At 72.5% G+C, this 26,333-nt stretch carries 24 protein-coding genes; 15 read left to right on the plus strand and 9 right to left on the minus strand.

Features of this window, described 5'->3' with window-relative positions; all coding sequences use genetic code 11:
• Positions 1-245: 245 nt before the first annotated feature.
• From SNR22_RS22490 to SNR22_RS22520, 7 genes are read left to right on the plus strand one after another with little or no spacing between them, the layout of a single operon-like run.
• Entirely contained in the window at positions 246-1,436 is a 1,191-nt protein-coding gene (locus SNR22_RS22490) for a glycosyltransferase family 4 protein (RefSeq protein WP_320068619.1), read from the plus strand.
• 2 nt (positions 1,437-1,438) lie between these two features.
• A complete protein-coding gene (locus tag SNR22_RS22495; protein ID WP_320068658.1) occupies positions 1,439-2,065 on the plus strand; it encodes an acyltransferase in 627 nt (208 codons plus the stop codon).
• A 37-nt stretch (positions 2,066-2,102) separates the two neighbouring features.
• Positions 2,103-2,342: an acyl carrier protein gene (locus SNR22_RS22500; RefSeq protein WP_320068620.1), complete on the plus strand. Its 240-nt coding sequence runs from the start codon at positions 2,103-2,105 to the stop codon at positions 2,340-2,342.
• On the plus strand, positions 2,335-3,090 hold the full coding sequence (locus tag SNR22_RS22505) for an SDR family NAD(P)-dependent oxidoreductase (protein WP_320068621.1): 756 nt from the start codon (positions 2,335-2,337) through the stop codon (positions 3,088-3,090). Before SNR22_RS22500 ends, SNR22_RS22505 begins: the two co-directional genes overlap by 8 nt.
• Positions 3,087-4,508, plus strand: coding sequence for an AMP-binding protein (locus SNR22_RS22510; protein WP_320068622.1), 1,422 nt, complete (start codon positions 3,087-3,089; stop codon positions 4,506-4,508). The genes SNR22_RS22505 and SNR22_RS22510 overlap by 4 nt, the downstream gene beginning before the upstream one ends.
• Complete coding sequence (locus tag SNR22_RS22515) at positions 4,505-5,551, plus strand: acyl-protein synthetase (RefSeq protein ID WP_320068623.1); 1,047 nt, start codon at positions 4,505-4,507, stop codon at positions 5,549-5,551. The genes SNR22_RS22510 and SNR22_RS22515 overlap by 4 nt, the downstream gene beginning before the upstream one ends.
• Positions 5,548-6,786, plus strand: a complete 1,239-nt coding sequence (locus SNR22_RS22520; RefSeq protein WP_320068624.1) for an acyl-CoA reductase — start codon at positions 5,548-5,550, stop codon at positions 6,784-6,786. Before SNR22_RS22515 ends, SNR22_RS22520 begins: the two co-directional genes overlap by 4 nt.
• 68 nt (positions 6,787-6,854) lie before the next feature.
• On the opposite strand, the gene SNR22_RS22525 is transcribed toward SNR22_RS22520, so the two are convergent.
• Complete coding sequence (locus tag SNR22_RS22525; protein WP_320068625.1) at positions 6,855-7,913, minus strand: lysylphosphatidylglycerol synthase domain-containing protein; 1,059 nt, start codon at positions 7,911-7,913, stop codon at positions 6,855-6,857.
• Positions 7,914-8,114: 201 nt separating this feature from the next.
• On the opposite strand from SNR22_RS22525, the gene SNR22_RS22530 reads away from it, so the two are divergent.
• Entirely contained in the window at positions 8,115-9,215 is a 1,101-nt protein-coding gene (locus SNR22_RS22530; RefSeq protein ID WP_320068626.1) for a DegT/DnrJ/EryC1/StrS family aminotransferase, read from the plus strand.
• On the plus strand, positions 9,212-10,177 hold the full coding sequence (locus SNR22_RS22535; RefSeq protein ID WP_320068627.1) for a Gfo/Idh/MocA family oxidoreductase: 966 nt from the start codon (positions 9,212-9,214) through the stop codon (positions 10,175-10,177). Before SNR22_RS22530 ends, SNR22_RS22535 begins: the two co-directional genes overlap by 4 nt.
• A gap of 61 nt (positions 10,178-10,238) precedes the next feature.
• On the opposite strand, the gene SNR22_RS22540 is transcribed toward SNR22_RS22535, so the two are convergent.
• Positions 10,239-12,269 (minus strand): DUF6541 family protein, encoded by a 2,031-nt coding sequence (locus SNR22_RS22540; protein WP_320068628.1) that lies wholly within the window; start codon positions 12,267-12,269, stop codon positions 10,239-10,241.
• A gap of 510 nt (positions 12,270-12,779) precedes the next feature.
• Here SNR22_RS22540 and SNR22_RS22545 point away from each other — a divergent pair.
• A complete protein-coding gene (locus SNR22_RS22545) occupies positions 12,780-14,537 on the plus strand; it encodes a CDP-glycerol glycerophosphotransferase family protein (RefSeq protein ID WP_320068629.1) in 1,758 nt (585 codons plus the stop codon).
• Between the two features lie 64 nt (positions 14,538-14,601).
• Here the strand turns inward: SNR22_RS22545 and SNR22_RS22550 are convergent, their stop codons facing one another.
• Positions 14,602-15,141, minus strand: a complete 540-nt coding sequence (locus tag SNR22_RS22550) for an acyltransferase (protein WP_320068630.1) — start codon at positions 15,139-15,141, stop codon at positions 14,602-14,604.
• 330 nt (positions 15,142-15,471) lie between these two features.
• Here SNR22_RS22550 and SNR22_RS22555 point away from each other — a divergent pair, with 330 nt between their 5' ends.
• Entirely contained in the window at positions 15,472-16,128 is a 657-nt protein-coding gene (locus SNR22_RS22555) for a response regulator transcription factor (protein ID WP_320068631.1), read from the plus strand.
• 6 nt (positions 16,129-16,134) lie between these two features.
• Positions 16,135-17,544 carry a sensor histidine kinase gene (locus SNR22_RS22560; protein WP_320068632.1) on the plus strand — a complete coding sequence of 470 codons (1,410 nt, stop codon included), beginning with the start codon at positions 16,135-16,137 and terminating at the stop codon, positions 17,542-17,544.
• A 4-nt stretch (positions 17,545-17,548) separates the two neighbouring features.
• On the opposite strand, the gene SNR22_RS22565 is transcribed toward SNR22_RS22560, so the two are convergent.
• Positions 17,549-18,505 carry a TAXI family TRAP transporter solute-binding subunit gene (locus SNR22_RS22565; RefSeq protein WP_413775687.1) on the minus strand — a complete coding sequence of 319 codons (957 nt, stop codon included), beginning with the start codon at positions 18,503-18,505 and terminating at the stop codon, positions 17,549-17,551.
• Positions 18,506-18,522: 17 nt separating this feature from the next.
• Here SNR22_RS22565 and SNR22_RS22570 point away from each other — a divergent pair, with 17 nt between their 5' ends.
• On the plus strand, positions 18,523-18,651 hold the full coding sequence (locus SNR22_RS22570; protein WP_320068633.1) for a hypothetical protein: 129 nt from the start codon (positions 18,523-18,525) through the stop codon (positions 18,649-18,651).
• A 19-nt stretch (positions 18,652-18,670) separates the two neighbouring features.
• Here the strand turns inward: SNR22_RS22570 and SNR22_RS22575 are convergent, their stop codons facing one another.
• The 3 genes from SNR22_RS22575 to SNR22_RS22585 all read right to left on the minus strand — a co-directional run bounded on the left by SNR22_RS22575 (position 18,671) and on the right by SNR22_RS22585 (position 21,981).
• Positions 18,671-19,363 carry a hypothetical protein gene (locus tag SNR22_RS22575; protein ID WP_320068634.1) on the minus strand — a complete coding sequence of 231 codons (693 nt, stop codon included), beginning with the start codon at positions 19,361-19,363 and terminating at the stop codon, positions 18,671-18,673.
• Positions 19,364-19,493: 130 nt separating this feature from the next.
• Entirely contained in the window at positions 19,494-20,291 is a 798-nt protein-coding gene (yaaA, locus tag SNR22_RS22580; protein WP_320068635.1) for a peroxide stress protein YaaA, read from the minus strand.
• A 67-nt stretch (positions 20,292-20,358) separates the two neighbouring features.
• Positions 20,359-21,981 carry a hypothetical protein gene (locus tag SNR22_RS22585; RefSeq protein WP_320068636.1) on the minus strand — a complete coding sequence of 541 codons (1,623 nt, stop codon included), beginning with the start codon at positions 21,979-21,981 and terminating at the stop codon, positions 20,359-20,361.
• A gap of 124 nt (positions 21,982-22,105) precedes the next feature.
• On the opposite strand from SNR22_RS22585, the gene SNR22_RS22590 reads away from it, so the two are divergent.
• The gene (locus tag SNR22_RS22590; RefSeq protein ID WP_320068637.1) at positions 22,106-23,146 is read left to right on the plus strand and encodes an App1 family protein; all 1,041 of its coding nucleotides are present in this window, start codon (positions 22,106-22,108) and stop codon (positions 23,144-23,146) included.
• Positions 23,147-23,181: 35 nt separating this feature from the next.
• Entirely contained in the window at positions 23,182-23,817 is a 636-nt protein-coding gene (locus SNR22_RS22595) for a DUF6518 family protein (RefSeq protein WP_320068638.1), read from the plus strand.
• Positions 23,818-23,872: 55 nt separating this feature from the next.
• On the opposite strand, the gene SNR22_RS22600 is transcribed toward SNR22_RS22595, so the two are convergent.
• Positions 23,873-24,880 (minus strand): aminoglycoside phosphotransferase family protein, encoded by a 1,008-nt coding sequence (locus SNR22_RS22600; protein ID WP_320068660.1) that lies wholly within the window; start codon positions 24,878-24,880, stop codon positions 23,873-23,875.
• The gene (locus SNR22_RS22605) at positions 24,877-26,163 is read right to left on the minus strand and encodes a helix-turn-helix transcriptional regulator (RefSeq protein WP_320068639.1); all 1,287 of its coding nucleotides are present in this window, start codon (positions 26,161-26,163) and stop codon (positions 24,877-24,879) included. The genes SNR22_RS22600 and SNR22_RS22605 overlap by 4 nt, the downstream gene beginning before the upstream one ends.
• Positions 26,164-26,333 lie beyond the last annotated feature (170 nt).

A 26,333-nucleotide genomic window follows, 5' to 3' on the forward strand; every position in this document is an offset into this window, starting at 1 on the left:
CCCGTGAGATCGGCGCGTCCACGGGGCACGTGTCGACCGCCGGGCCGGCCTGGGGCGCACGCCGTACCCGCGCCGCCGCCGTGTCCCATGTCGATCAACCGCGGCCGGAGCCCGTCGCCGATCCCTGTAGCGCTGCGGTAGCGTAGGCCGGCGTCGCCTCCCGGCAGACCCCCCGGCCCGCCCGTACCATCCACCCGGTGGGCCCGGTCCCCGCCCCCACACCGTCCTCGACAGGAGTTACCGCTGTGCGGATCGCGGTCGTCAACAACTTCTTCCCCCCGCGACCGGGCGGGAGTTCCCATCTCGCCGCGGCGCTGGCACAACGCTACGCCGCCGCCGGGCACGAGGTGCTCGTCCTGACGGCCGCCTACCGGGACGCGCCAGCCGAGGAGGTGCGCGACGGCTACCGGGTCGTCCGGCTGCCGGCGAGGGCGATGCCGAAGCTTGGTCTGTCCATCGACTTCGACATGGCCTTCGCCCTGGCCCGTCCCGGCAACCTGCGCCGGGTGTCCCGCCTGCTGGCCGAGTTCAAGCCGGACGTGATCCACCAGCACGGGCAGTTCTTCGACCTGAGCTGGATCTCCGGCCGGTACGCGCGCCGCCACCGGGTGCCGGTGCTGTTGTCGATCCACACCCGCCTGGAGAGCCCGGACCCGAAGTACGCGGCGCTGTTCCGGATGCTGGACCGGTTCCTGGTCAAGCCGATCATCCGCCGCTTCCAGCCCCGCTACGTCATCATGGACGAGTTGGCCGCCCGCTACTGTGCGGAGCGTTACGGCGCGACCACGGCTGACTTCGACTACATCCCGGTCGCGGTGGAGCCGAGCCGCTTCGACACCAGCCAGGAGACCGACGTACGGGCCCGGCACGGCGTCGGCGACGTGCCGCTGATCGTCTCGTTGGGGCACGTGATTCCGCTGCGGGACCGGCTGGCCCTGGTGGAGGCGCTGCCGGCCGTCCTGGCGAAGCACCCGGACACCAAGGTCATGATCGTCGGGCAGGTCTACTTCGACGCGTTCGCGAAACGGGCGGCGCAGCTGGGTGTCAGCGACGCGATCATCACCACCGGCGCGGTGCCGTCGGCAGATGTGCCGGCGTACTTCGCTGCCGCCGACGTGGTGGCCCACGACCTGCAGGGCGGTGGCTTCGGCACCGCCAGCCTGGAGGCGATGGCGTCGGGTCGGGCGACGATCGGCACGGTGACCGAGACCAACTTCCCGGCCGTTCACCTGCGCAACTGGGAGAACTTCGTGCTGGTCCGCCCGAACGACCCGGCCGACCTCGCGAACGCCGTGATCCGGCTGCTCGACGAGCCGGAGGAGCGGGAGTGGATCGCCAAGCGCCAGCGGGACCTGGTGTACTCGCACTTCACCCTCGAAGTGGTCACCCGCAAGCACCTGGACGTGTTCGAGCGGATGGTGGGTGAGCGCGGGTGACGATGTTCTCCGACGACGAGCGCAGCAACCGCCTGCGTACGGGCATCCTGAACGACTTCGTCGGCGGCCTGCTCAACGACGTGGAGCGGGCCCGCCACCTCGGCCTGCCCGACACCACCCGGATCCGCGAGCGCACGAAGATCGTCAGCCCGGAGAACCTGGTCATGGGGGAGCACTGCTGGATCGGGGAGAACACGGTCCTGGACGCCAGCGGCGGTCTGGAGATCGGCGACCACACCAGCATCGGGCTGAACTGCCTGGTGTTCACCCACTCCAGCTGGTTGGCCAACATGATGCTGGAGAACCACTCCGGCAGCGACCTCATCGAACGCAAGCCCGTGCGGATCGGCAAGGGTTGCTTCATCGGCGGTAACAGCGTGATCATGATGGGCGTCACCATCGGTGACTGCGCCACGGTCAGCCCGCTGTCGGTGGTGACCAAGGATGTTCCGGCCTACAGTCTGGTATCGGGCAACCCGGCCCGGGTCTTCCAGCGGTACGACGAGAAGCACATCCAGGCCGAGGCGGAACGGGTCCGCGCCGAGAACGCCGCCCGTCGAGCGGAGGCGCAGGCGTGCGGGGAGGCCCCGGTCTGGGGCTCGCCCGCGAAGCGCCGCGACGGGCAGTGACGAACACCCCCAATTGATTCAACGGAGAAATGCGATCATGACTCTCAACGACCGCCTGCGAACCGTCTTCCAGGACGCTCTGGAACTGCCCGAGGGCACCGACGTGGAGAACCTCAACTACCGCGGCATCGAGCAGTGGGACTCCCTCGGCCACATGACCCTGATCGCCGCGATCGAGGACGAGTTCGACGTGCAGCTCGAGACCGAGCAGGTCATCGACATGAGCAGCTTCAAGGTCGCCCTCGACATGCTGCGGGGTCTCGGCGTCGATGAGTGAGCTGACCGGCCGGGTGGCCCTGGTCACCGGCGGCACCCGCGGTATCGGCCTGGCCACCGCCCGGGCACTGGCCGAGGCGGGTGCCACGGTCGTCATCACCGGCCGCGACGCCGCTCGGGCCGAGCAGGTGGGCAAGGAATTCGGCGGGCACGGTCTCGGGCTGGACGTCGCGGACTTCGACGCGGTCGGTGCCACCGTCAAGCAGGTCACCGCGGAGCACGGCGGGCTGGACGTGCTGGTCGCCAACGCCGGGATCATGGAGAGCGGCCTGCTCGGCATGATGCGCGCCGAGGACGTACGCCGAACCCTCGACGTCAACGTGGCGGGGACGGTCGCGGCGGTCCAGGCGGCCGGTCGGGCGATGGCGCGCAAACGCAGGGCCGATGACGGCACCGAGCGGCGGGGCGGCTCTATCGTGCTGCTCGCCTCGGTCGTCGGCACGTACGGCGCGGCCGGTCAGTCGGTCTACGCGGCGTCGAAGGCCGCCGTGGCCGCGCTGGCCCGCTCCGCCGCGCGGGAGTTGGGCAGCCGAGGGATCCGGGTCAACGCCGTCGCGCCCGGGGTCATCCGCACCGACCTCACCGCGTCGCTGCCGACGGAGGTGCTGGACAGGCAGGCGTCGGCTGCCGCGCTGGGTCGCCTCGGCAGCCCGGAGGAGGTGGCGGACGTCATCCGGTTCCTCGCCGGCGACGCGGCCCGATACGTGACGGGTCAGGTGCTCGGCGTCGACGGAGGGCTCGTGCCGTGAACCTGGTCGCCCCGACCGCCCGGCTGATCGACGCCGCCACCGGAGACATCCTCGGTGGCGCCGACCTCGCCGCCCAGGTGGAGCGGCACGCCGCCGCGTACGCCGGCTTCGCCCCCGGGGTGGTCTTCGCCCGCAGCGGCACCTCGGTGGCCGCGGTGCTGCGGTACGCCGGCGCGCTGCGCGCCGACCGCCCGGTGGCACCGCTGGACCCGGCACTGGACCCGGCCGTGCTGGCCGATTTCGTCCGGCGCTTCGAGCCGGTCCTGGTCGTCGGCCTGGCCGAGGGGGGTGCCGGCGCAGCCCCTGGCGAACTGCCCAAGCAGTACCGCCACGTCGACGACCCCACCCTCGGGCCGGTCTGGGTCCGTGAGCGCCCGTCGACCGACCAGCCCCACCCCGACCTCGCGGTGCTGCTGGCGACCTCGGGCTCGACCGGGGACCCGAAGTTCGTCCGGCTCTCCCGGGGCGCGGTGGAGTCCAACGCCGCCGCGATCGGGCGGGCGCTGGCCATCGGCCCGGCCGAGATCGCCCCGACCAGCCTGCCGCTGTACTACAGCTTCGGCATGTCCGTGTTGAACAGCCACCTGTCGGCCGGCGCGACGGTGCTGGTGGTCGACGGCGGGGTGCTGGCCCGCGAGTTCTGGCAGGCCGTGCAGGCCCACGGGGCGACGTCGCTGGCCGGGGTGCCCTACAACTACGAGATGCTGCACCGGATCCGGTGGAGCCCGGCGAAGTACCCGTCGCTGCGCACTCTCACCCAGGCCGGCGGCAAGCTGCGCGACGAGATGATCCTCGCCTTCGCCGAGAAGATCGCCGCGGTCGGCGGCCGGTTCCATGTGATGTGGGGCTGCACCGAGGCCGCGCCGCGGATGAGCACACTGCCGGCGGACGCGTTGCCCGACCGGGTCGGCTCGGTCGGCCCGGCGCTCGACGGCGGATCGTTCACCGTGCTCGGCGAGGACGGCGTGGAGACCGACCGCCCCGGCGTGCTCGGCGAGCTGGTCTACCGCGGCCCGAACGTGATGATGGGTTACGCCGAGAGCGCGGCCGACCTCACCCGGGGCGACGAGCAGGGCGGGACGCTGCGCACCGGTGATCTCGGTTACCTCGACGACGACGGGTTCGTCTGGCTGCGCGGTCGCCTCAAGCGGTTCGGCAAGATCTTCGGCATCCGGGTCAACCTGCACGACATCGAGGAGATGGCCCGCGAGCAGGGGCCGGTCGTGGCGGTCTCCGGCCCCGACAAGGTCGTCGTCTTCGTCGAACAGATCACCGACGACGCGGCCAAGGCGCTGGCCGGCCGGCTCTCGGAGCGGCTCAGGCTGCACCGGTCCGGTTTCGACGTCCGTACCATCGAGCGGTTGCCGCAGCTACCCAACGGCAAGATCGATTACCGCTCCCTGGAGGCGCTGGTATGACCCTGTTCACCCTCGACCAGGCGGCGCGCGAGGCGAGGCTGTTGCCCGAGCTGGTCGAGCTGACCGAGCACCACCGGGCCAACAGCCCCGAGTACGCCCGACTGCTCGCTGCCCTGGGGCACCTGCCCGGCCGCCGGTACGACCGGATCGCCGACCTGCCCTGGCTGCCGGTGCGGCTGTTCAAGCACCACACGTTGAAGAGCATCCCCGACGACCAGGTCTTCAAGGTGCTCACCTCGTCCGGCACCACCGGGGACGTCAGCCGGATCTTCCTCGACAAGGAGGCCGCGGCGGTCCAGCAGAAGATGCTCTCCGCCACGTTGCGCACGGTGATCGGGGCCAAGCGGCTGCCGATGCTGCTGGTCGACACGCAGGCGCTGTTCAAGAACCGTAAGTCGTTCTCGGCTCGGGGCGCCGGAGTGCTCGGGCTGATGAACTTCGGCCGGGACCACACCTTCGTCCTCGACGAGCAGGAGCAGCCGGACCTCGAGGCGGTGCGCGCCTTCCTCGACAAGCACGGCGACCAGCCGTTCCTCATCTTCGGTTTCACCTTCATGACCTGGCTCTACCTCTACGAGTTGGCCCGCGACAACAAGCTCGACCTGAGCAACGGCATCCTGATCCACAGCGGCGGCTGGAAGAAGCTGGTCGACCGCGCGGTGGACAATGCCGAGTTCCGCCGCCGGTTCACCGAGGACACCGGCCTGGCCCGGATCCACAACTTCTACGGCATGGTCGAGCAGATCGGCACGACCTTCCTGGAGGGGCCGGACGGCGGCGGGCTCTACTGCCCCGAGTTCTCCGACATCATCGTTCGGGACCCGGACACCTGGGCGGAGGTGCCGGTCGGCACCCCGGGCGTGATCCAGGTGATCAGCACGATGCCCCGGTCGTACCCGGGGCACCTGCTGCTCACCGAGGACCGGGGCGTCGTGCACGGCATCGACGACGGCGCCTGGCCCGGCAAGCGCTTCTCCATCCTGGGCCGGCTACCCCGCGCCGAGGCGCGTGGTTGCAGCGACACCTTCGCGGAGGCAGCATGAGCAGCAAGGTTGTCGAGCGGTTTCCGGCGGGCGGCGCGGTCGCCGTCGACGACCTGGTCACCGCCCTGCGCGTGGCCCCGGCCGGCGGCCCGCTGACTGTCGGCGACGAGCGGGTGGTCGACTTCCTGGTGGCGTTCGCCCGGCGGCTGCTCCGCCCGGCGGTCGCCCGCCGGCACCCGGAGTTGGCCTCGCTCGGCTTCTTCCTGCGACGTGGGGAGATCGCCAAGGCACTCCAGCGGGTCGCCGACGAGCCCGGTCAGCTGCATTTCCCCCGGGGGCTGGTCTTCCACGTCCCCCCGGCCAATGTGGACACCATCTTCGTCTACTCGTGGGCGTTGTCCGCGCTGGCCGGCAACGCCAACGTCGTCCGGATCTCGTCCCGCTCCGCCGGTGCGGCCGACGCGGTGCTCGACGCGTTGAACGACACCCTCGCCGACGCTGCCGAGGTGGTCCGGCAGACCCAGCGGATGGTCAGCTACGGCCGCGACGATGCGGTGACCGCCGCGCTCTCCGCCGCCGCGGACCTGCGGGTCATCTGGGGCGGCGACCGTTCGGTCACCGAGATCCGCCGGCACCCGCTCGCCCCGCACGCCCGGGACCTGACCTTCCCGGACCGCTCCTCGTTCACGGTGATCGGTGCGGCCGGTTGGCTGGCGGCGACTGAGCAGGACCGCTCCGCCGCAGCCCTCGGCCTCTACAACGACTCCTACTGGTTCGACCAGGCGGCCTGCGCCTCCCCCCGGACGATGTACTGGGTCGGCGACCGGGCGACGGCCGACGCCGCCCGCGCGGATCTGCTGGCCCGGCTGCGGACCGTGCTGGACGGCAAACGGCCGGAGGTCGACGCCGCCATGGCGGTGGAGAAGCGGGTGGCCACCTACGGCCTGGCCGTCGAGGGGGCGGCTACGGCCATTCACTTCGACGGCAACGACCTGGCGACCGTCGACCTTGCCGAGCCGGGGGCCATTCCGCGTCGCTGGCTCGGCGTCGGGACGTTCCCGCAGGCGCGGGTGGCGGCCCTCGCGGACCTCGCGCCGGTGGTGGTCCGGCGGGACCAGACCGTCACCCACTTCGGGTTCAGCAGTGCGGAACTGACTGCCTTCGCCCGGGCCCTCGGCGGCCGCGGGGTGGACCGGATGGTCCCGGTGGGCGACGCGCTGAATTTCGCCGCCACCTGGGACGGGTACGACCTCATGCGGGAGTTCACCCGGATCACCAGCGTCGCTACCCGCTGAGCATCCGCGCAGAAGGGCCCGATCACCCCGCGAGGTGATCGGGCCCTTCCGTGCGGGCGTGGGTCGCGCTACTCGGTGGCCGGTGCCGGGGCACCGCGGCGCAGCTGACGCATTCCGGACAGGGCGGCCAGGCCAGCGGCGACGACGTCGGCGATGGTGAAGATGAGCCGGGACGCCAGCGCGATGCCCATGGCCGCGCCGACGCCGCCGCTGCCGACCAGGAACGGCGCCAGCGCGGCGACCAGCACGGCCTCCCGCACGCCGAGCCCCGAGGGGGAGAGGAAGGCGAACATGCCCACGGTCATCGCGATCGCGAAGGAGCCGACACTGCGTAGCAGGCCCTCCATCCCCGGGGCGGCCTGGGCGTTGGCCAGCAGCCACAGGTGCACCCCGAACAGGCTGTAGCCCAGGGCGCTCCAGCCGATCACGCGCAGCACCCCCGGCCAGGTGAGCCGGTTCTCCAGGGGCGGTCGGCGCAGCACCTTGAGGGCGAGTTGGACGAGCATGGTGAGCACCCGTGGCACAGCGCAGACCAGCGCGATCGGGAACAGCGCCGCCACGATCCAGAGCGCCACCCGGACCGAGTCGGCATAGCTGGCGTCGGTGGCGCCAGCGGCGCTGCGCAGCGCCGGCAGGCTCAGCAGCCCGAGGCCGAGCGCGGCGGTGACACTGAGACCGAGGGTGACCAGGGTGGCCAGGAAGGCCCGGGCCCGGGGCAGTCCGGCCCGCTTGCTCAACTCGATCTGGAGCACGTACGCCCAGACGCTGCCCGGGACATACTTGCCGAGCTGCCCGACGAGGCAGATCCGCAGCGCGGCGGGGACGGACACCCGGTGTTCCAGGTCGTCCACGGCGGCCCGCCAGGCCATCGTGTTGGCGACCATGCCCAGCAGGGCCGCCAGGACGGAGAGCACCACCGACTGCCAGGCCAGGCCGAGCCAGGTGGAGCGGACCTGGGGCCACTGGTCGACGACGCTCCAGACCATCCCGGCGGCGATGGCGGCGATGACGACCACCCGTACGCCCAGCGACAGCCACCGCCTCAGCGGGCTGGCTGGGGCCGACGGAGCGGGCGGTGTCGGCATGTCCGCGACGGCGGCGTCCTCCCGCGTGGTGGTCTCTACCATGCGTTACCTGCCTCCGTGTTGCGTTCACCCATTGCCAGGGGTGAGGGTGGTCCGAGCGGGCACTACACTAGCCCAGGCTGTGCGCCCGTAGGCACCCTGGCACGCTGGATTCGGAATCCGAAGGCGACGGACCACTCGCCCGGCCGGAGTCCGCCGCTGTTACCGTCTGCTCGCTGCCACCGACCCCCGAGGAGAGACGCTGTGATCCCCATTTCCGTCGTCAAACTGGACGAGGCGGCTGAACAGCTCGCGGTCGAGGTGATCCGCTCAGGCATGCTGGCACAGGGTCCGATGGTCGCCCGGCTGGAGCGCGATTTCGCCGACGTGGTCGGCGTGGAGCACGCGGTGGCCGTCAACAACGGCACGACCGCGCTGGTCGCAGCCCTGGAGGTGCTCGACCTCCAGCCCGGTGACGAGGTCGTCACAAGCCCGTTCACCTTCGTCGCCACCCTGAACGCGATCCTTGAGGCCGGCGCCACCGCCCGGTTCGCGGACATCCGGGAGGACGACTTCTGCCTCGACGCCGCGGCCCTCGGCGCGGCGATCGGCCCGCGGACGAAGGTCGTGATGCCGGTGCACCTGTACGGCCAGCCGGCCGACATGGGTGCGATCGTGCCCCTGGTCGAACGGCACGGGCTGGGCCTGGTCGAGGACACCGCGCAGTCACTGGGCGCCACGGTCGACGGGCGCGGGGCCGGCAGCTTCGGTCTGGGCACCTTCTCGCTCTACGCCACGAAGAACCTCACCACCGGTGAGGGCGGGATGATCACCACCAACGACGCCGCCCTCGCCGACCGGCTCCGGGTGCTGCGCAACCAGGGCATGCGGCAGCGCTACCAGTACGAGGTGGCCGGCCACAACTACCGGCTCACCGACCTGCAGGCGGCGCTGGGCATCCCGCAGCTCGCGGCGTACGGCGACAACGTCAAGCGGCGCAAGGACAACGCCGCCCGCCTCTGCGCCGGCCTTGCCGACGTCCCCGGCCTGCGGCTGCCCACCGAGTTGCCCGGCCGGTCGCACGTCTGGCACCAGTACACCGTGCTGGTCACCGACGCCGCCCCGGTGACGCGGGACGAGGTGATCACCCGGCTGACCGAGCGCGGCATCGGCTGCGGCATCTACTACCCGAAGACGGTCTACGACTACGACTGCTACCGGGAGCACCCCCGGGTGGTCGCCGACCCGGCCCCGGTGGCCGACCGGGTGGCCCGGCAGTGCCTCTCCCTGCCGGTGCATCACCACCTCTCCGACAGCGACCTCGACCAGGTGATCGAGGGCGTCCGCGCGGCGGTGGGCGCGTGACCGCCCCGCTGCGCGTTGCCCTGGTCGGCACCGGGGTGATGGGCTCCCTGCACGCCCGCGTGATCGCCCAGTCCGAGCGCTGCGAGCTGGCCCGCGTGGTCGAGCCCCGCCGTTCGGTCGGCCTCCAGGCCGCCGAGCGGTACGGCGCCGACTGGGCCCCGGACGTCGACGACCTCAGCGGGATCGACGCGGTGGTCATCGCGGCCCCCACCGAGTTCCACCACGACCTGGCCGGGCAGGTGCTGGCGGCGGAGAAGCCGCTGCTGGTGGAGAAGCCGGTCTGCGGCAGCCTCAGCGAGACCGAGGACATCGTCGCCATGTCGGAGAAGCGCGGTATCCCGCTGCTCTGCGGCCTGCTGGAGCGGTTCAACCCGGCCGTGCTGACCGCGCTCGCGCTGATCGACCGCCCGGTCCACCTGACCGCCACCCGGCACTCCCCGTACGCGCCGCGGATCCGCACCGGGGTGGCGTGGGACTTGCTGGTCCACGACGTCGACCTGGCCATCCAGGCGTTCGGCGGGGAGGAGCCGATGGGTGTGCAGGGCACGTTCGGTCACTTCCACCCGGACTCGCTGGCCGGGGCCGAGGACGTGGCGGAGACGGTGCTCAACTTCGGCAGCGGGGCGCTGGCCAACGTCTCGGCCAGCCGGATCGGTCAGCGCAAGGTCCGCACGTTGGTGATCAGCGAGGTCGACCGGCTGATCGAGGCCGACCTGCTCCGTAAGGACGTGACGATCTACCGACACGTCTCCTCGGACGCCGCCACGCCGGACGGCCGGGGCTACCGGCAGCAGAGCGTCATCGAGGTGCCCGAGCTGATCACCAACCGGGAGCCGCTCGCCGCCCAGCTTGACCACTTCCTGGACATCCTCACCGGCGTTGTCGACGCCGATGTGGAGCGGCAGCGGATCCTCCCCGCGCACCGGGTGGTCGGCCAGCTCTTCGCCGACAGCGGGCGCTGACCAGCGCCCACCCGCACGACGACGGGCGGGGCGAGCACGTGGCTCGCCCCGCCCGTCTCGTTCAGCTCGCGGTCGGGCAGGCCCGTCCGGCGTCGGTGACCCGGTAGATCTCGACCCCGCCGAACTTCTGCGCCAGGGCCAGCCTGTCGCTCTCGACCAGCTGCTTACGCTCGTAGTGCTTGCTCCACACCCCGGCAAGCTTGCGGGAACCGATGACCACGTAGCTGATGTTGAAGCGGCGCACCTCGCAACCGGCCGGGACAACACCCTTGTTGGCGACCAGCCAGTTCCAGGCGGCCCACCGTTGGTCGTAGTTCTCCGTCGGTAGCCCGGGAAGCGGCGGGATGCCGAACAGCAGCGGCACCCCGTAGTCGGCGTACGACCAGCTCATGAACTCCCGGTGCCGGTCGTAGCCGACCGTGGTGCCGGGCGGGGTGTTCTCCGCAAGCCATTCGAACGCCTGCACGTAGGACTGCCCCACCGGGGCCCGATTCTTGAACTCCCCGCGCAGCGGCTGCCAGCTCGCGGGCATCGCGCCGAGCCCGAGCAGCGTCAGCACCAGCACGGACGCGGCGACGGCCGCCGGGACTCCGGAGCCGCGCAGCGCGGTGGCCCGGGAGACGAGCCGGCTGACCAGCCACCGCACCGCGAGACCGATCACCACCGCGCCGGCCACCGCGAGCAGCCCGTAGACCGGGAAGATCATCGATCGGACCCGTTCCCGCACGCCGTACCAGAGGCTGGACAGGGTCATCGCGGCCCCGGAGTCCGAGGCGGTGGTCCAGAACCCGATCGCGGTGAACACGAGCCCCGCCACCAGCCACGGCCGGGCCCAGCGCAGCGGCCGCAGCACCAGGCAGAACACGGACAGCAGCAGGCAGGGGATGGTGAGCCAGAGCCCGATCTGGATCGCCGGTACGTCGAGCTGGAAGTCCCGGCCGCCGACGGCGGGGTAGCCGAAGAGCACGTATCGCTGCGGGTCGCTGACCCAGTACTCGAACGACTCGTTCCACTTGCCGAGCAGCGCCGGCGGGTTGGACACCCGTTCACCGTTGGCACCAAACAGCACGCCGAGCAGCGGGACCAGTGGGACCAGTCCGGCGACCACTATCGCGCCGGCCGCCGCAGCGGTGTGCCGCAGCCGCAGCCGCCCGCGCAGCCACACCAGCATGCCGATGGCAAGCACTCCGATGAAGAGCACGTCGTAGGTGTGCGTCATGACGATGCCGGCGCCGGCCAGGCCGGCCAGTAACCCCAGTCGCACCGGGTGGGCGCCGCGCACCGCGAGGGCGATGAGCAGCGCGATCGCGGCGGCCAGGCAGGGTGCGGTCTGTTCGGTGATCCGGCCGGTGACGGCCGACAGCCACATCGGGCCCAGCACGGCCGGAGCGGCCGCCGCGCAGGCCGCCACCACCGGGCGCCCGCCGAACGCGCGGACGGCGGCGTAGACGCCGGCCACCAGCGCCAGCGGGCCGACCAGGATCGACCAGGCGGTCATTACCGTGCTCAGCTTTCCGCCGGACAGTTCGGCGGCCTGCGCCCAGGAGACATTCGCGGCGAGGGGGTAGAACGAGCAGGACAGGCTGACCTCGGTGGCGCCGCTGGTGCAGGCAGAGGAGACCAGCACGCTGCCGGTGTCCATGATCCGCCGGGACATGAAGCCGTGGTTCATCGCGTCCCAGCCGGGCGGCGCGATCAGCCGGCCGAGCAGCAGCCAGCCGAACGACACGCTGATCACCGCGGGCACCCCGACGCCCAGCATGTCCCGCCAGTTCGGCCAGGTCGGCGCCAGCCGGAGCCGCGCCCGCAGCGGTGGCCGGAGCCCATTGTCGTCGGCGTCGACCAGACCGCGGGCGACCAACCGGGACACCAGCACTGCCAGCCCGGCGAGGAGCACCTCGGCGGCCAGCACCGCCGTCGCGCTGTGCGGCAGGCCGAGTTTCGGCAGCCAGGTCATGGCCAGGGTGGTGAGGCCGAGGGACAGGGCCGGCGCGGTCGCCCACACCGCCCATCGGTAGCGGCCCGGCGGCAGCACGAAGCCGAGCAGCGCGCCGGGCACGAAGACTACGGCGAAGGTGATCAGGGTGGTCAAACCGTGGGTCCTTTCAGAAGGGCGCAGGCCTCGCCGGCGGCCGGCCTGCTCGTCGCGGCACCCGAACGTGCGGCGACGCCCCTGGCAACAGCGGCCGAACCAGTATAGGAACGCCGGCCGAGGACGGTCGCCCCGCGCGGCGGGCGCGTCGCCGGTCTCCACGCCGGTGACCGCCCTGTCACGAATCGCGTGGGATGAGCGTGGCCACGCCAATCGGATGGGGGCGGACACTCGGGAGGAACCGTCCCGGGGCGGTGGCACCCGAGCGATACCGGCGCGTTCCCTCGCGTTAAGGTCACACGCAGCGCGGGACGGGACTCCACCCGTGAAGCCGGCGCCGCCGGTGGGTGGCGTCCCGGTGCCGCACGGGCCCGACCCGTCTGCCGCGTCCCCGGCAGGAGCAGAGGAAGAACAACCCGGCCTGACCGCTCCACCCGGCACGGTTGATGTCGGGGCCGCGCCGGTAGCCGCCGGTGGAGCCAGTTGTTGATCTTGTAGGGAGCGTACTCGTTGTTCGGCAAGTTGATGGGACCGCCGGGAACCGCGGCCCGAGGCGCGCTGCTCCTCCTGTTCTATTTCGTCCTGCTCGTGGCCGGGGTGTTCGGCCAGGTCGCGGTGTTCGCGGTGGCCGGCCTCGTCGTGGTGGTCGGCGAGTACGCCGTGGGGCGCTGGTGGACATCCACCGAGACACTGCTGGAAAAGGTCGGGCTCGGGCTTGGCTACCGGCAGCTCACCCGGGACCTCTCGGCCGTGCTGCTGGTGGTCACCACGATCGCGCTCACCGCCGGGCAGCTCACCATGGTCCTGCTGCTGCCGGCGGTGGTCTGGGTCATCTCGATCTTCGCCGGGGCGTTCAACAAGATGATCGACCGGCGTAACCCGTTCTCCGCGCTGGTGCGCAACATCGACCTCGGCCCGATGCGCTCGGCCCCGCGCCCCCCGGAGTGGGTATCCGGGGTCGCCGGTGAGCGGCTCGCCGTGGTCAACGTGCTGCTGGTGCCGGCGGCGGTGCTCACCGCGGTGTGGGACGACGCCACGCCGATGCTGGCGGCCGGCGGTCTGGCCGTGCTGGCCGCGGCGCTGGCCGGCGGCATCATCGCGCTGACCTGGCTGCGGGGCCGGGGCGCCGGCCAGAGCTCGCTGCTGCCCGCCGTGCAGCGGTGGCTGGACACCCACCGCCCGGAGGTGGCCCTCTACTTCGCGGGCCCCGCCAAGGACGTCTACCAGGCCAACATGTGGCTCGCCCCGACCGAGGCCCTCGAACGGCCGGCGGTGGTGCTGATGCGCAGCCGGGAGGCTTTCTACGAGCTGGTCGACACCCGGCTGCCGGTGATCTGCGTGCCGGCCGGCGTCGACTTCATGAACCTGGAGCTGGGCAGCGTCCGGGCGACGCTGTACGCGGCCAACGTCGGCGCCAACATCCACATGCTCCGCGAGCCGGGCATGAAGCACGTCTTCGTCGGCCACGGCGACAGCGACAAGCAGGCCAGCGTCAATCCGTACAGCAAGGTGTACGACGAGGTGTGGGTGGCCGGCCTCGCCGGGCGGGAGCGGTACGCCCGGGCCGGCGTCGGAGTGCTCGACGCCGACATTGTGGAGGTCGGCCGACCCCAGCTCGCCGGCGTACACACCTTCGGCGCCGAGTTCGTCGACCGGCCCTTCACCGTGCTCTACGCCCCGACCTGGGAGGGGTGGCTCGACGACGACCCGTACCACACCTCGCTGATGCTGATGGGGGAGCGGATCGTCAAGGGGCTGCTGGCGGCCCGGCCGGCGGTGCGGCTGATCTACAAGCCGCACCCGCTGACCGGTAGCCGGGCCAAGGAGGCCCGCGCCGTGCACGACCGGGTGGTGGAGGCGATCGGCGCGGCCGGCGGCGACACCGACGCCACCTCGCTGGACGGCACCGCCCACCTCGTGGTCACCGGCCGCACCCCGGCGCTGTTCGACTGTTTCAACCAGACCGACCTGCTGATCAGCGACATCTCCAGTGTGGTCTCGGACTTCGTGCAGAGCCAGCGTCCGTACGTGGTGGCGAACCCGAGCGGGCTGCCCGAGGACGAGTTCCGGCGCAACTTCCCCACCTCGCGGGGGGCGTACCTACTCTCGGCGGACTGCGGCGAGCTGGAGAAGATCGTCGCCGTCACGCGGGCTGGCGACGACCCGATGACCGAGGCGCGCCGCGAGCTGAAGATCTACCTGCTCGGCCCCGACAAGCCGAACTCGATGGAGCGGTTCCGGCAGGAGATCGGCCGGCTATGCGGCTGATCTCCTGAACGACGGCGAAAAAGGGGGACGGCGCCAGCCGTCCCCCTTTTTCGTGCCGGTCCCGTCAGGCGCGGTGCGGCGGGCTGTCCACGTCACGGGAGACGACCTCGCCCTTGGCGTCCACCCAGCCCTTCGGGCGGGCGGGGTTGCCGGCGACCAGCTGGTACGGCGCCACGTCCCGGGTGACCACCGAACCGGCGGCGATCATCGCGTACTCGCCGACCTCGATCCCACAGACCAGAGTAGCGTTCGCCCCGATCGACGCGCCCCGGCGCACGAGCGTCGGGGTGATGGTCCAGTCCGGGTTCTGCGCCCGGGGCCGGAAGTCGTTGGTGAACACGACACACGGGCCGACGAAGACCTCGTCCTCGATGGTCACGCCCTGGTAGACCGAGACGTTGTTCTGGATCTTCACCAGGTCGCCGACGGTGACGCCGGCGTCGACGTACACGTTGCGACCGATCACGCAGCCGGCGCCGACCTGCGCGCTGGACCGGATGTGGGCCAGGTGCCAGACCTTGGTGCCGTCGCCCACCCGGGCACCCTCCTCCACGTCGGCGCTCGGGTGGACGAAGACGTCGGCTCGGTCGGTGGTGTCAGTCATCGGTCAACTCGCATTGCTCGGGGCGCCTCGCGCCGGCGGGTGGACGCGTCGGGACGACGCCGGATGCCGGCCGCCGCCCGCGCGGATCGGAACTGCCGCGTCCGCTGGCGGCTCCGGTGGGCCGGCCGGCGCGCGGACTCGGGTGAGCATAGCGAGCCCGCAGGGGAGCAGTTCCGCCACCGCGTCGGCGGCCGGGACATCCACCGGGCTCGGGACCGGCCACCGGGTGCCCGGCGTAACGACGGAAAGGGTCTGGCCGGGCGGCCCTCCCGCCCGGGCGACGCTTCTGCGACCATTCCACCGTCCAGAAACGAGAAGCGGGGGTTCGGGGTGCGCATCCTGCTGGTCGAGGACGACCGACGGGTCGCCGGCGCCCTGTTGTCCGCCCTGACCCGCCGCGGCTACGAGGTGGAGCACGCCGCCACCGTCGCGGCGGCGCTGTCCGCCGCCCCCTGCGACCTCGTGCTGCTCGACCTGACCCTGCCCGACGGCGACGGCACCGACCTGTGCCGGGCGCTGCGCAGGCGCAGCGCGCAGCTTGGCATCATCGCGGTCACCGCCCGCGGCGAGGAGCGCGACCGGGTCCTCGGCCTGCGGCTGGGCGCCGACGACTACGTGGTGAAGCCGTTCTCGATGGTCGAGCTGCAGGCCCGGATCGAGGCGGTGCTGCGCCGGGCGTCGCACGCGGCCCCGGAGCGGGACGTGATCGAGGCCGGCCCGGTCCGCGTCGACGTCGCGGCGCGGACGGTGACCGTTGACGGCCGGGAGGTCACCCTCACCCGCAAGGAGTTCGACATCCTGCTCTCGCTGGCCCGGCAGCTCGGGGTGGCGGTGCCCCGGGACCGGATTCTGCTCGACGTCTGGGGCACCACCTGGGCGGACCGGCACACCGTCGAGGTGCACGTCGGGTCGCTGCGCGGGAAGTTGGGCGACTCCCGGCTGGTGGAGACGATCCGCGGGGTCGGCTACCGGCTGCGCGGGGAATGAGGGACCGTGCGGCGTCGGCTGGTCATCAGCTATCTGCTGCTGATGGTGCTGGTGCTCATGGCGCTGGAGACCCCGCTCGCGGCGACCCTGGCCAGCCGGGAGACCGGTGACGTACGCGCCGACCGGCTCGCCGACGCCACCCGGTTCGCCTCGCTGGCCGGGCCGGCGTTGCGCGGCGGCGTCCCCGGCCCGATCGGCGGCGAGCTGAGCAGCTACGACGAGCTGTACGGCATCGGCGCGGCCGTGGTCGACCGGGACGGGCACACGGTGGTGGCCTCGGGTAGCTGGCGCAGCGGCCCGGGCACCGAGGCAGCGCTGGACAACGCGCTGTCCGGGCAGCAGTTCAGCGCCCCGGACTCGGTGTGGCCCTGGACGGAGGGGTCGATCGTGGTGGCGGTGCCGATCAACGACGGCGGCGAGGTGCTCGGGGCGGTGCTCATCGCCACCCCGGCGGACGGGGTCCGGCGGACCGTCACCGCGTGGTGGCTGCTGCTCGTGGCGATCGGCATCTTCGCGGTGCTGGCCTGCTTCCTGACCGCGTTCGGGTTGGCCGGCTGGGTGCTGCGCCCGGTCACCGAGCTGGACGCGGTCACCCACGAGATCGCCGAGGGAGACCGGGGTGCCCGGGTGCAGCACCGGCTGGGCCCGCCGGAGCTGCGCCGCCTGGCGGCCAGCTTCAACAACATGGCCGACGTGGTGTCGGACGTGATGGACCGGCAGCGGGCCTTCGTCGCGCACGCGAGCCACCAACTGCGCAACCCGCTGACCGCGCTGCGGCTGCGGGTGGAGGAGCTGGGGCCGAGTCTCACCGACCCGCAGGGGCGGGCCGAGCATCAGTTGGCGCTGGAGGAGACCGACCGGCTGGCCCTGCTGCTGGATGCCCTGCTCACCCTGGCCCGCGCGGAACGCGAGGAGAACCAGCGGGTCACCGTGGACGCCGCGGCGGTCGCCGCGTCCCGGGTCACCGCCTGGCAGCCGTTGGCCCGGCGCCGATCGGTCGCCCTCCGCCTGGCTCCGGCCGAGGGCCCGGTGTACGCCCGGACCGTGCCGACCGCGGTGGACCAGGCGCTGGACGCGCTGATCGACAACGCGGTGAAGTTCAGCGGCGCGGGCGGGGAGGTGACGGTGAGCGTCCGACCGGCCGACGGCGGGGTGGCCCTGGAGGTGCGGGACACCGGCCCCGGCATGACCCTCGATCAGCTCGACCGGGCGACCGAGCGGTTCTGGCGGGCCCCCGAGGTGCAGAACGTCGACGGCGCCGGGCTCGGACTGACCATCGTCGCGGTCCTCGTCGATGCCTCCGACGGCCGGCTCACCATGCGTCCGGCGCAGCCGCGAGGCCTGGCCGCTGGCCTCTGGTTCCCGGGCGTCGACGCGGTGCCGGGCGGCGGGCCGGTGGCGGCGGCGGCCGGCTGACCGGTCATGACTTGTTCGACCGGTACCAGTCGGCGGCCCCGGGATGCAGCGGCAGCGGGGCGGTGACGATCGCCGAACGGGGACTCATCCGGCCGGCCGCGGGATGCGCCGCGGCCAGCTCGGTGCGGCGTTCCATCAGCAGCCGGGTCACCTCCCGGACCAGCGGTTCCGACAGGTCGGCCCGGACGATCAGGTAGTTCGGGTTCGCCACGGTGGTCACCGGTTCGACCCCGTACACCGAGCGCGGGATGTCCCGGGACACGTAGACCTCCCGGTAACTGCGGCGCAGCGGCTCCGTCCACTCGCCCAGGTCGACGATCCGGCTGGTGCCGGCGGAGGTGAGCTCCTGCACGCCGCGCACCGGGAGGCCGCCGGAGAAGAAGAAGGCGTCGATCCGCCCGGCACGCAGCGCGGCGACCGAGTCGTCCAGCCCCAGCCGCTGCCGGCGTACCGCGGTGCCGCCGAGCTGGGCGACCTCCAGCAGCCGGGTGGCGGTGACCTCGGTGCCGGAGCCGGGCGCGCCGACGGAGACGCGCCGGCCGCGCAGATCGGCCACCGAGCGGATCGGGCCGTCGGTCGCGGTGACCAGGTGCAGCAAATCGTCGTAGACGCGGGCCACCGCCAGCACGCGCGGGTGCTCATCCCGGACGGTGGGGAGGACGTCGGCCTGGGTGAAGCCCAGCTCGGCCTCGGCCGTGCCGACCAGCCGCATGTTCTCCGCCGAGGCGGCGGTGACCTCCACGCTCGCCCGAACCCCGGGCAGCTCCCGGTTGAGGATGGCGGCCAGGGACTGGCCGAAGGCGTGGTAGACGGCGGTGGGGCTGCCGGTGGCGATCCGGATCGGGATCGGCTCGGCCGGCGAGTCCCGGCAGCCGGCGAGTCCGGACCCCGCCGTCACCAGAACCATCAGCAGCACCGCCACGCCGGCGGCGCGCGGAGGCACAGACCAGCTACGGTTCACCCGGTGCACTCTGCGCGGTGGACCGCTTCCGGCGCAAGCCCATCGGCCGGGCGGTGGACCGCTTCCGGCGTAAGCCCATCGGCCGGGCGGTGGACCGCTTCCGGCGTAAGCCCATCGGCCGGGCGGTGGACCGCTTCCGGCGCTAGCCCATCGGCCGGGCGGGGGTCAGCCGAGCACCGTCACCCCCGGGCCGGTCGCGGCGTCCAGGGTGACGCGGTGCAGGATGCGGTCCCGGTCCGGGCCGCCGGCCACGCTCACGACGAAACAGCCCGCGCCGGGCCGGAGCAGGGCGGGCACCTCCAGCAGGGCCGCGCCGCGGACGAGCACGGCGGCCAGCTCCCGATCGGTCAGCCGGATCCCGAGGATGTGCCGGCGCACGTGCCGTCCGCCGGCCAGCAGGGCCGCCCGCCAGGCCGCGGCGGCCAGCCGGGGACGCCACACCCGACGGGCCGTGGTGGCGCCCGGGACGAGCCCGCCGAGCAGCTCCCGGCGGCCCTGCCGCCAGCCCGCCTCCACCAGGGTCGCGTACGTCGCCCGGTACTCGCGGGGCACCTGGAGCCGGTGCAGCTCGTAGCGGCGGCGCAGGCCGCCGGTGGTGACCTCGTGGACGACCGGGATCTCCAGCCGGGCGAGGATCTGGCGCATCCGGTGCGCGGCGTCCTCCCGGTTGAACTCGGCGGCCGGGCCGATGTGAGCGGGGGCCACGGTGTGGCGGCCGGCCCCGGCCGGTCCGGCGGGCGCGCTGGTGCAGCGCAGCAGGCAGGCCACCTCGAACGCGTCGGTGAGGGTCAGCCAGTCCAGCGGGGGCGGGGCCGCGGGCAGGCGAGGCCGGTCGAGCAGCGTGGGTTCGGGGGCCACCACAGTCTCCTTGTCGGCGTCGGGTCCCCATACCGTGGCCCGCCGGGCGGCCCCGTGGTACCCGTGGCCACCAGCCTTGAGGAAATCTTGCGACAACCGCGGTCAGTCGGGCCCTCCCGTGCGCTCTGTGCTACAGCTGCGTCACCACGATGTCCACCGATCGAGGGCGGCCGGCCGTCGCCGGGTGCTCCACGACGGGGTACTTCAGGTCCCGCAGCGCGGTCACCAGCTCGCCGGCGCGGCGCGGAAGAGCGCCGGCGGTGAGCAGTTCGCGCACCAGCCGCCCCTTGGTCGCCTTGTTGAAGTGGCTGACCACCGAGCGGACCGGCCCGTCCGGGGTGTCCCGCTCGTGCAGCACCCGCACCGTCACCGTGCGTTCGGCCAGCTCCCCGCGTGGCGCCCAGGTCGCCGCGTACGCGCCCGAGCGCAGGTCCAGCACCGCGCCGCCGCCGGCCGCCGACTCCATCGCCGGGGCCAATGCCCGCCGCCAGTACGCCGACAGTGCACCCACCCCGGGCAGCCGGGCCCCGATCGGGCAGCGGTACGGCGGGATGCGGTCGGTGAGCCGCACCGCTCCCCACAGCCCGGAGCTGACCAGCACCGACCGGCGGGCCGCCCGTTGCGCCGCCGGCGGGAGTGTCACCAGGTCCAGGGCCTCGTAAAGCACGCCGGTGTAGACCCGGCCCGCCTCGGTGGTGGCCGCCCGCTCCAGCCGGGCGTTGCGGCGCAGCTCGCCGGCCAACCCCGGGGTCAGCCCCAGCGCGGCCAGGGCCACCGCCTCGTCCGGCCCGGCGCAGAGCCCGACCAGCGCCGCCAGCACCTCCGCGCGGGCGGGGGTCAGCTCGGGCAGGGAGAGCCGGGCCAGGTCCAGCCGCCGGCCCGTGCCGGCGTCGGCCTTCCCCTCCGAGGGCGGCAACAGGATCAGCATCTCGGTACGACTCCTCGGTACGCCGGCGTGCCGGCGCGAGCCGGTCCGGTCAGCGTACGACCTCAGCTCAGCGCCACGGCCGCACGGCTGTCTCCGGGTGGTACACGCGATAGCCGCCGACCTCGGCGATCAGGGCCGGGCCGGCGCGCGCGCCCAGCAGCTCCCGCATCCGCCGGTCGGGGGGGCCGTCGGCCACCAGCACGTACCCGGGCCGCTCGGCCTGCTCCACCTGCCGCCAGTACGGCCGGTACCGGTTCTGCCCCGGCGTCAGCTCGCCGTCGAGCACCCCGCAGGCCACCGCCTCGGCGGTGTTGAAGACCAGCCGGTTGCAGGTCCAGTACTCGCCGTACACCGCCCGCAGCCCCGCCCGACGGACCGTGTCGGCCAGGTCCCGGGCCCGCCGCTCCTCGGCGCGCACCGGGCCGAGGCCGGCGACGAAGAGGTCGGTGGCGATCATCGCGGTGGCGGCCAGCCCGGCCAGCACGGCGCTGGCGGACGCGCCGGCCAGCCTGCCGGCCACCCCCACGGAGCCCCGCCGGACGCGGACCGCCGCCAGCCACAGCGGCCAGAGCACCACCGGCAGTGAGAGCTGGAGCACCGACAGGTAGCGGGCGTTGTTCAGCGGGTCGGTGGCGGCCAGCGGGCTGCGGACGTACGCCGCCAGGGTCAGGGCGGCACCCGCGACCAGGGCGAGCTGCGCGGCCGGCCCGACCCGGTCGGCGGTCGGCGCGGCGGCGGCCCGCCGGTACGCGACCAGCGCGAGCGCTGCGACGGCGGCCAGCAGCACCGGGTAGAGCAGCCCGAACAGTTGCTGCCAGCGGGCGCAGCCGCCGGCCGGGCAGAGCCCGGTGGCCAGCGGCACCCCCTCCAGCAGCGCACCGCGCAGCCGGTCGACCAGGGGCGGGGTCGCGCCGGTCGCCCCGTTGACCTGCCGCAGCACCGACAGCGAGTCCTGCCCGGGCGGCGCGCGCAGATTGTCGGCGATCAACGGCGCCGCCCCGACGACGAACCCGACGACCAGCAGCGCCCCGGACCAGCCGAGCAGTTCCCGGCGCAGGACCCAGACCAGCAGCAGCCCGGCCACGGCGAGGTACGGCACGATCAGCCAGTCCGACCAGACGGCCAGCCCGGCCAGCAGCCCGGCCGCCCCCACCGCGAGCCGTCGGGCCCGGATCCGCCCGTCGGCCAGCCCCACGGCGACCAGCAGGATCAGCACCACCGCCGGTTTCACCTCGGGTCGCCCGCCCACCGCCATCAACTGGTCCCGGAGCACCCGCTCGGGGCCCAGCGCGAGCAGCCCCACGACCAGCACGGCGTGCCACGGCGCGCAGATCCGGCGGGTCAGCCGGTAGATCAGCCAGACGAAGAGCGCCCAGAGCGCCAGCACCGGCAGCCGCAGCACCGGCCAGCTCGGCCCGGTGACGGCCACCAGGGGGGCCGCGAGGTATGACTCGGCCATCCCCATGTAGCGCTGCCCGTACAGGAAGATGGGGTGTTCCCGGCCGGCGGCGACGTGCAGCGCCGCCAGCCCGAAGGTCGCCTCGTCGCTGTTCGACGTGGGCACGGTGAGCAGCGTGAGGACCAGCCGGTAGCCGAACCCGGCCAGCCCGAGCAGCAGCGCGGCCAGCGCCGGCCGGTCGAGCGCCGGTTGCCACCGCCGATGGAGCCGCACACGTGTCGACACGACCAACGCCTCCGTCGTCGTTCCGACCGGAGTGTGTCACGGGCGCGGTACCGGTCGTGGCGAATCGGGGAAGCCGGCCCCGGCTCCGCCTCGCGTGGCCGTTGTCGCCGACGTGTGGCAGGGTTGCAGCGTGCCACCGACACCCGCCGGCGAACTGGCCGTTCCGCAGTTGCACCGCGCCGCGCGGATCGAGGACGCGCTGCACAAGCTCGCGGAGCGCCGGCTACGACGCACCGGCTGGCAGACCAACATCATCGCGTACGCCGGGTACGGCGCCCCGGGCTGGGCGCGGGTGCTCTGCCGGGTGCTCCTCGGCCGCCCCGACACCCGCGCCGGGCAGCGCCTGGACAAGGTGCGCGGCTGGCGCAGCTTCGCCACCCTGCCGGCCAAGCATGTGACGGTCACCATCGAGGCCGGCGGGGTGACGCACGAGGCGAAGGCCGACCGCAGCGGCTTCGTCGACACCGTGGTCGAGGCCGATCTGACGCCCGGTTGGGCGTCGGTGCGGCTGAGCGTCGCCGACGCCGAGCCGGTGCAGGCGCTGATCCGGGTTCTCGACCCGAACGTCCGGTTCGGCATCCTCTCCGACATCGACGACACGGTCATGGTGACCGCCCTGCCCCGGCCGCTGCTGGCCGCGTGGAACACCTTCGTCCTCGACGAGCACGCCCGCAACGCCGTGCCCGGGATGGCGGTGCTCTACGAGCGGCTGGTCACCGCCCACCCAGGTGCCCCGGTCTTCTACCTTTCCACCGGCGCGTGGAACGTCGCGCCGACGCTGACCCGGTTCCTGTCCCGGCACCTCTACCCGGCCGGGCCGCTGCTGCTCACCGACTGGGGGCCGACGGCCGACCGGTGGTTCCGCAGCGGGCGGGAGCACAAGCGGGCCACCCTGGAACGGCTGTCCCGGGAGTTCCCCGACGTGCGCTGGCTGCTGATCGGTGACGACGGCCAGCACGACCCGGAGATCTACCGGGAGTTCGCCGCCGGCCACCCGGACAACGTGGCCGGGGTAGCGATCCGCCGCCTCTCGCCCACCCAGTCGGTGCTGGCCGGCAGCCTGCCCGCCCCGGCGGGCTCGTCGTCGTCCGGGCCGGTGGGGCAGAAGTGGCTCTCCGCCCCCGACGGCGCGGGGCTGTGGAAGCTGCTGCGCGACGCCGGCCTGGTCTGACGGTACAGCTGGCTGGTCCGTCACAATCATCGCCCATGACGCCGAGGCTTGATCGTATGTGGCGGGTGGTGGCCGGGCCGCTCATGGGGTTGGCGCTGGGGGCCATCGACTCGATTGTGAATCATGTGCCGGTCTGGCTCGGCGAGGTCGGCACTGCGCGCGCGGAGCGTGGTGGCTGGTCGCAGGCCGCAGAGTTCGCCAGTTTGATTCTCGACGCCGGATGGGCGTGGGCCGCAGTGGCTGTGCTTGCGGGCTGGCTGTCGGGCCGGGACTCACGCCCTGCCACGGGCATGCTGCGTGGCGCGGTTGCCGGAGGGCTTGCCCTGGTGTTCGCCACCGCCGCCTACTACGGCGCGGACGCAGTCATCGACGGCGACGTGTGGTGGGGCATGGCGACCCAGTACTGGCTGATCGGCAGCGTTCTGCTCGGCCCTGCGCTCGGGGCCGCAGGCGCCTTGACTCGCCCACCCTGTCTGGCCGGGATACTTGCAGCCCTCCTGGTTCCTGCCGGCGCCGCACTGCAGATGGTGATCCTGCCTCCGCCGACGGAAAGCCTGATGGCGCAGCCGGTTCGGCTGACCGTGTGGATATCGGCGGTGGTGTCCACCGTGTTGATCCTTTGCAAGATGGGTCGTGGAGGGAATCCCGCGCCATCGGTCACGTCGAGTTGAGGCGGGCTGGGGCGGCGGGCACACGCTCTGCGGCGGCCAGGACAACCGGGCCGTCTCAGCCTCTCGTCGGGCGTTGATCGGGCAGCTCGACCGAGAGAAGCGCTTTGCTGCTGACCGCCGATCGGGCCCGTGCCGGTGACGGCAGTTTTCCACTGATCAGCTTGGCGAACGGCGTCCAGCGTGCCTGGTGATCGCCTTCCATCACGGACTGAAGCCGGGTGGTGAACTCGTGGACGATGTTGGCGGAACTCGCGAGGAGCGGAACGGCCGCCGCGATCATCTTCAGCTCGCGAGTCTCCCGCAGCAGGGACCAGTTCGGGTCGGTGGTGACGTCGCATCCATAGCTGTCCACCAACGATCGGTACGAGCCGTCGCCACCGAACCGGGCCTCGCCGACAGCGACTGCTACCAGGTCGACCTGCCGAGGTCCGACGCACGTCGCATCGAAGTCACACAGCACAACCCGACCTGACGGCTCGCGGAGCAGGTTGCCGACGTGGGCGTCCCCGTGGATCAGTTGTCCCTCCGTGGCGCAGCGCAGCGCAGCCAGCCGGGGTTCCAGCCGGTCGCACCAGCCCACCAGGAAGCCGCGAGCGTGATCTCCGAGTCCTTCGGCCTCGTCCAGCCGCCGGCGCGCGTCGCCGACCGGATCCCATACCGGCAGCGGAAAGGGCGGAACGCTGGGCGTGTGGAACTCCCGTAGGGCTCGACCGAGGTCTTCGGCTGTCGGTGCTGGCGAGGTCGGCGGGACGTACTTCCAGACGGAGGCCAGCAGGCGGCCGACCTGTACTGGCTGTTCGACATCCGCCGCCAGCCGGATGGCCGGCGCGTCGACGTGAGCGAACCACTGCGCGAGCCGGACAACCTTGCTCACCCGGTCATGCAGCCGGTGGGTGCGGGCGATACGGATGACGATCGCGGCGCTGGGCAGCGCGAAGACGGCGTTGTTCGTCAGGTGTAGCAGTCGCGCATCCCCGGCGGACACTCCCAGACCGGCGGCAACCTGGTGCATGGCCGCTGTCATTGTCTGCTCGGTGAACCGCCCTGCGTCAGCCACGCTCAGCCCGCTGTCGGGTGGATCGTCGCCAGGCTCAGGCTGTGCTCGAACTCGGCGACTGCGGGCAGCTTGCGGTGCCGCGCCAGATCGCGTCGCAGGTTGCCGACCCGGTCGATCACCCGCCGTGAATTCATGGCTCGGGCCTGGTGCAGGACGCGGGTGCCGACCGTCAGCGCCTGCTCGGGCTGATCGGCGAGGAACAGCGCACTGCACAGGCCGACCTCGTTGAGCAGCGTGCTGCGGACGTTGCCCGGGCCGAAGGCAGCGATGGCACTTTCCACCCAGCGCACTGCCTCAGGCGCGTGCTTCTCGTCCCGGCGTGCCAGGTCTCGGTAGACGCGGCCGTACTGGGCGAGCAACTCGCCACGGTCGTAGAAGCTCATCCACTCGGGTTCGTGGGCACCGTCGATGCGGTCGAACTCGTCGCTGGCCCTGCCGAGGGTGCTCACCGCCTCCCGGTGATCGCCGAGCGCGGCGAGCGAGGCGGCCTCCGCGCCCAGAAGCAGAGCGTTGACCGCCGGTGTGGCCTGTATCCCGACGTGGGCGCGGGCAAGCTGCAACGTCGTCAGCGCGTCCCGGTTGTGGCGGAGATGCTGTAGCTGCTTGGCCTGGGAATAGCGGATCCTGGCGGCCAGCGGGGCGTCGTCCGCAGCGAGGGCGGCTCGTTCGGCTGCGGCGAAGTGACGGTGGGCGTCGCTGTGCTTGCCCGCGTCGAGAGCCGTCCAACCGGCCAGTTGCCGGGCTGCCGCCACCGACGAGACGAGGCTGGCGGTCAACGCTTGCGTGTGCGACCAGTCGAGCATCCCGTACACCGACTCCGCGAAGTGAGCCACCTCCCGATACAGCAGGCCGCCTCCGCTCTCGTAGTCCACTGACCGGTACAGCTCCAGAACGGCGTTGAGGCGAGCGAGATCCCTGGTGCCGATGCGACGAGGTGGGGTGACGCCCGTCGCCGCGATCAGCCCGGCCCCCGCGGCTACGGCCGCGATGCCGGCAAGCAGCGCCCGCCGGCCCGCATCGGGAGACTCCGAGAAAGGCTGATCCTGAGCAGGTACGGGCGGCAGGCCGCTTCTTGCCCTGCTGTTCGTCCCAGGAAGCGCGAACCACAGGTGCTCGCCGGGGATGCGGAGCACCTGCGCCCAGTGAGTGAGGCGGTCCAGGTGGACGATCGGTGAGCCATTCTCGATTCGGCTGAGCTGGGCCTGGGTGATACCCAGCCATGCCGCGACCGTGCTCTGGGGCAACGGGTTGCGCCCGTGGTAGGGGTGGCAGCGGTATGCCCGGATCACCCGCCCGAGGTGTCGCTCGGCCAGGGCCCGTCGTACCGGCTGGTGTTCCCAGAAGGTGGCTGGAACCGCCGGTGGTCGGCTCAGTCGGTCCCGCTCGGCGGCTTGGCAGGGGGCACACCGTCCACTGTTGTTGTCGCGGGCCAGCTGGCCGCCGCATCGGGGGCAGTTGG

The sequence above is a fragment of the Micromonospora sp. RTGN7 genome (assembly GCF_033804645.1).
GTDB lineage: Bacteria > Actinomycetota > Actinomycetes > Mycobacteriales > Micromonosporaceae > Micromonospora.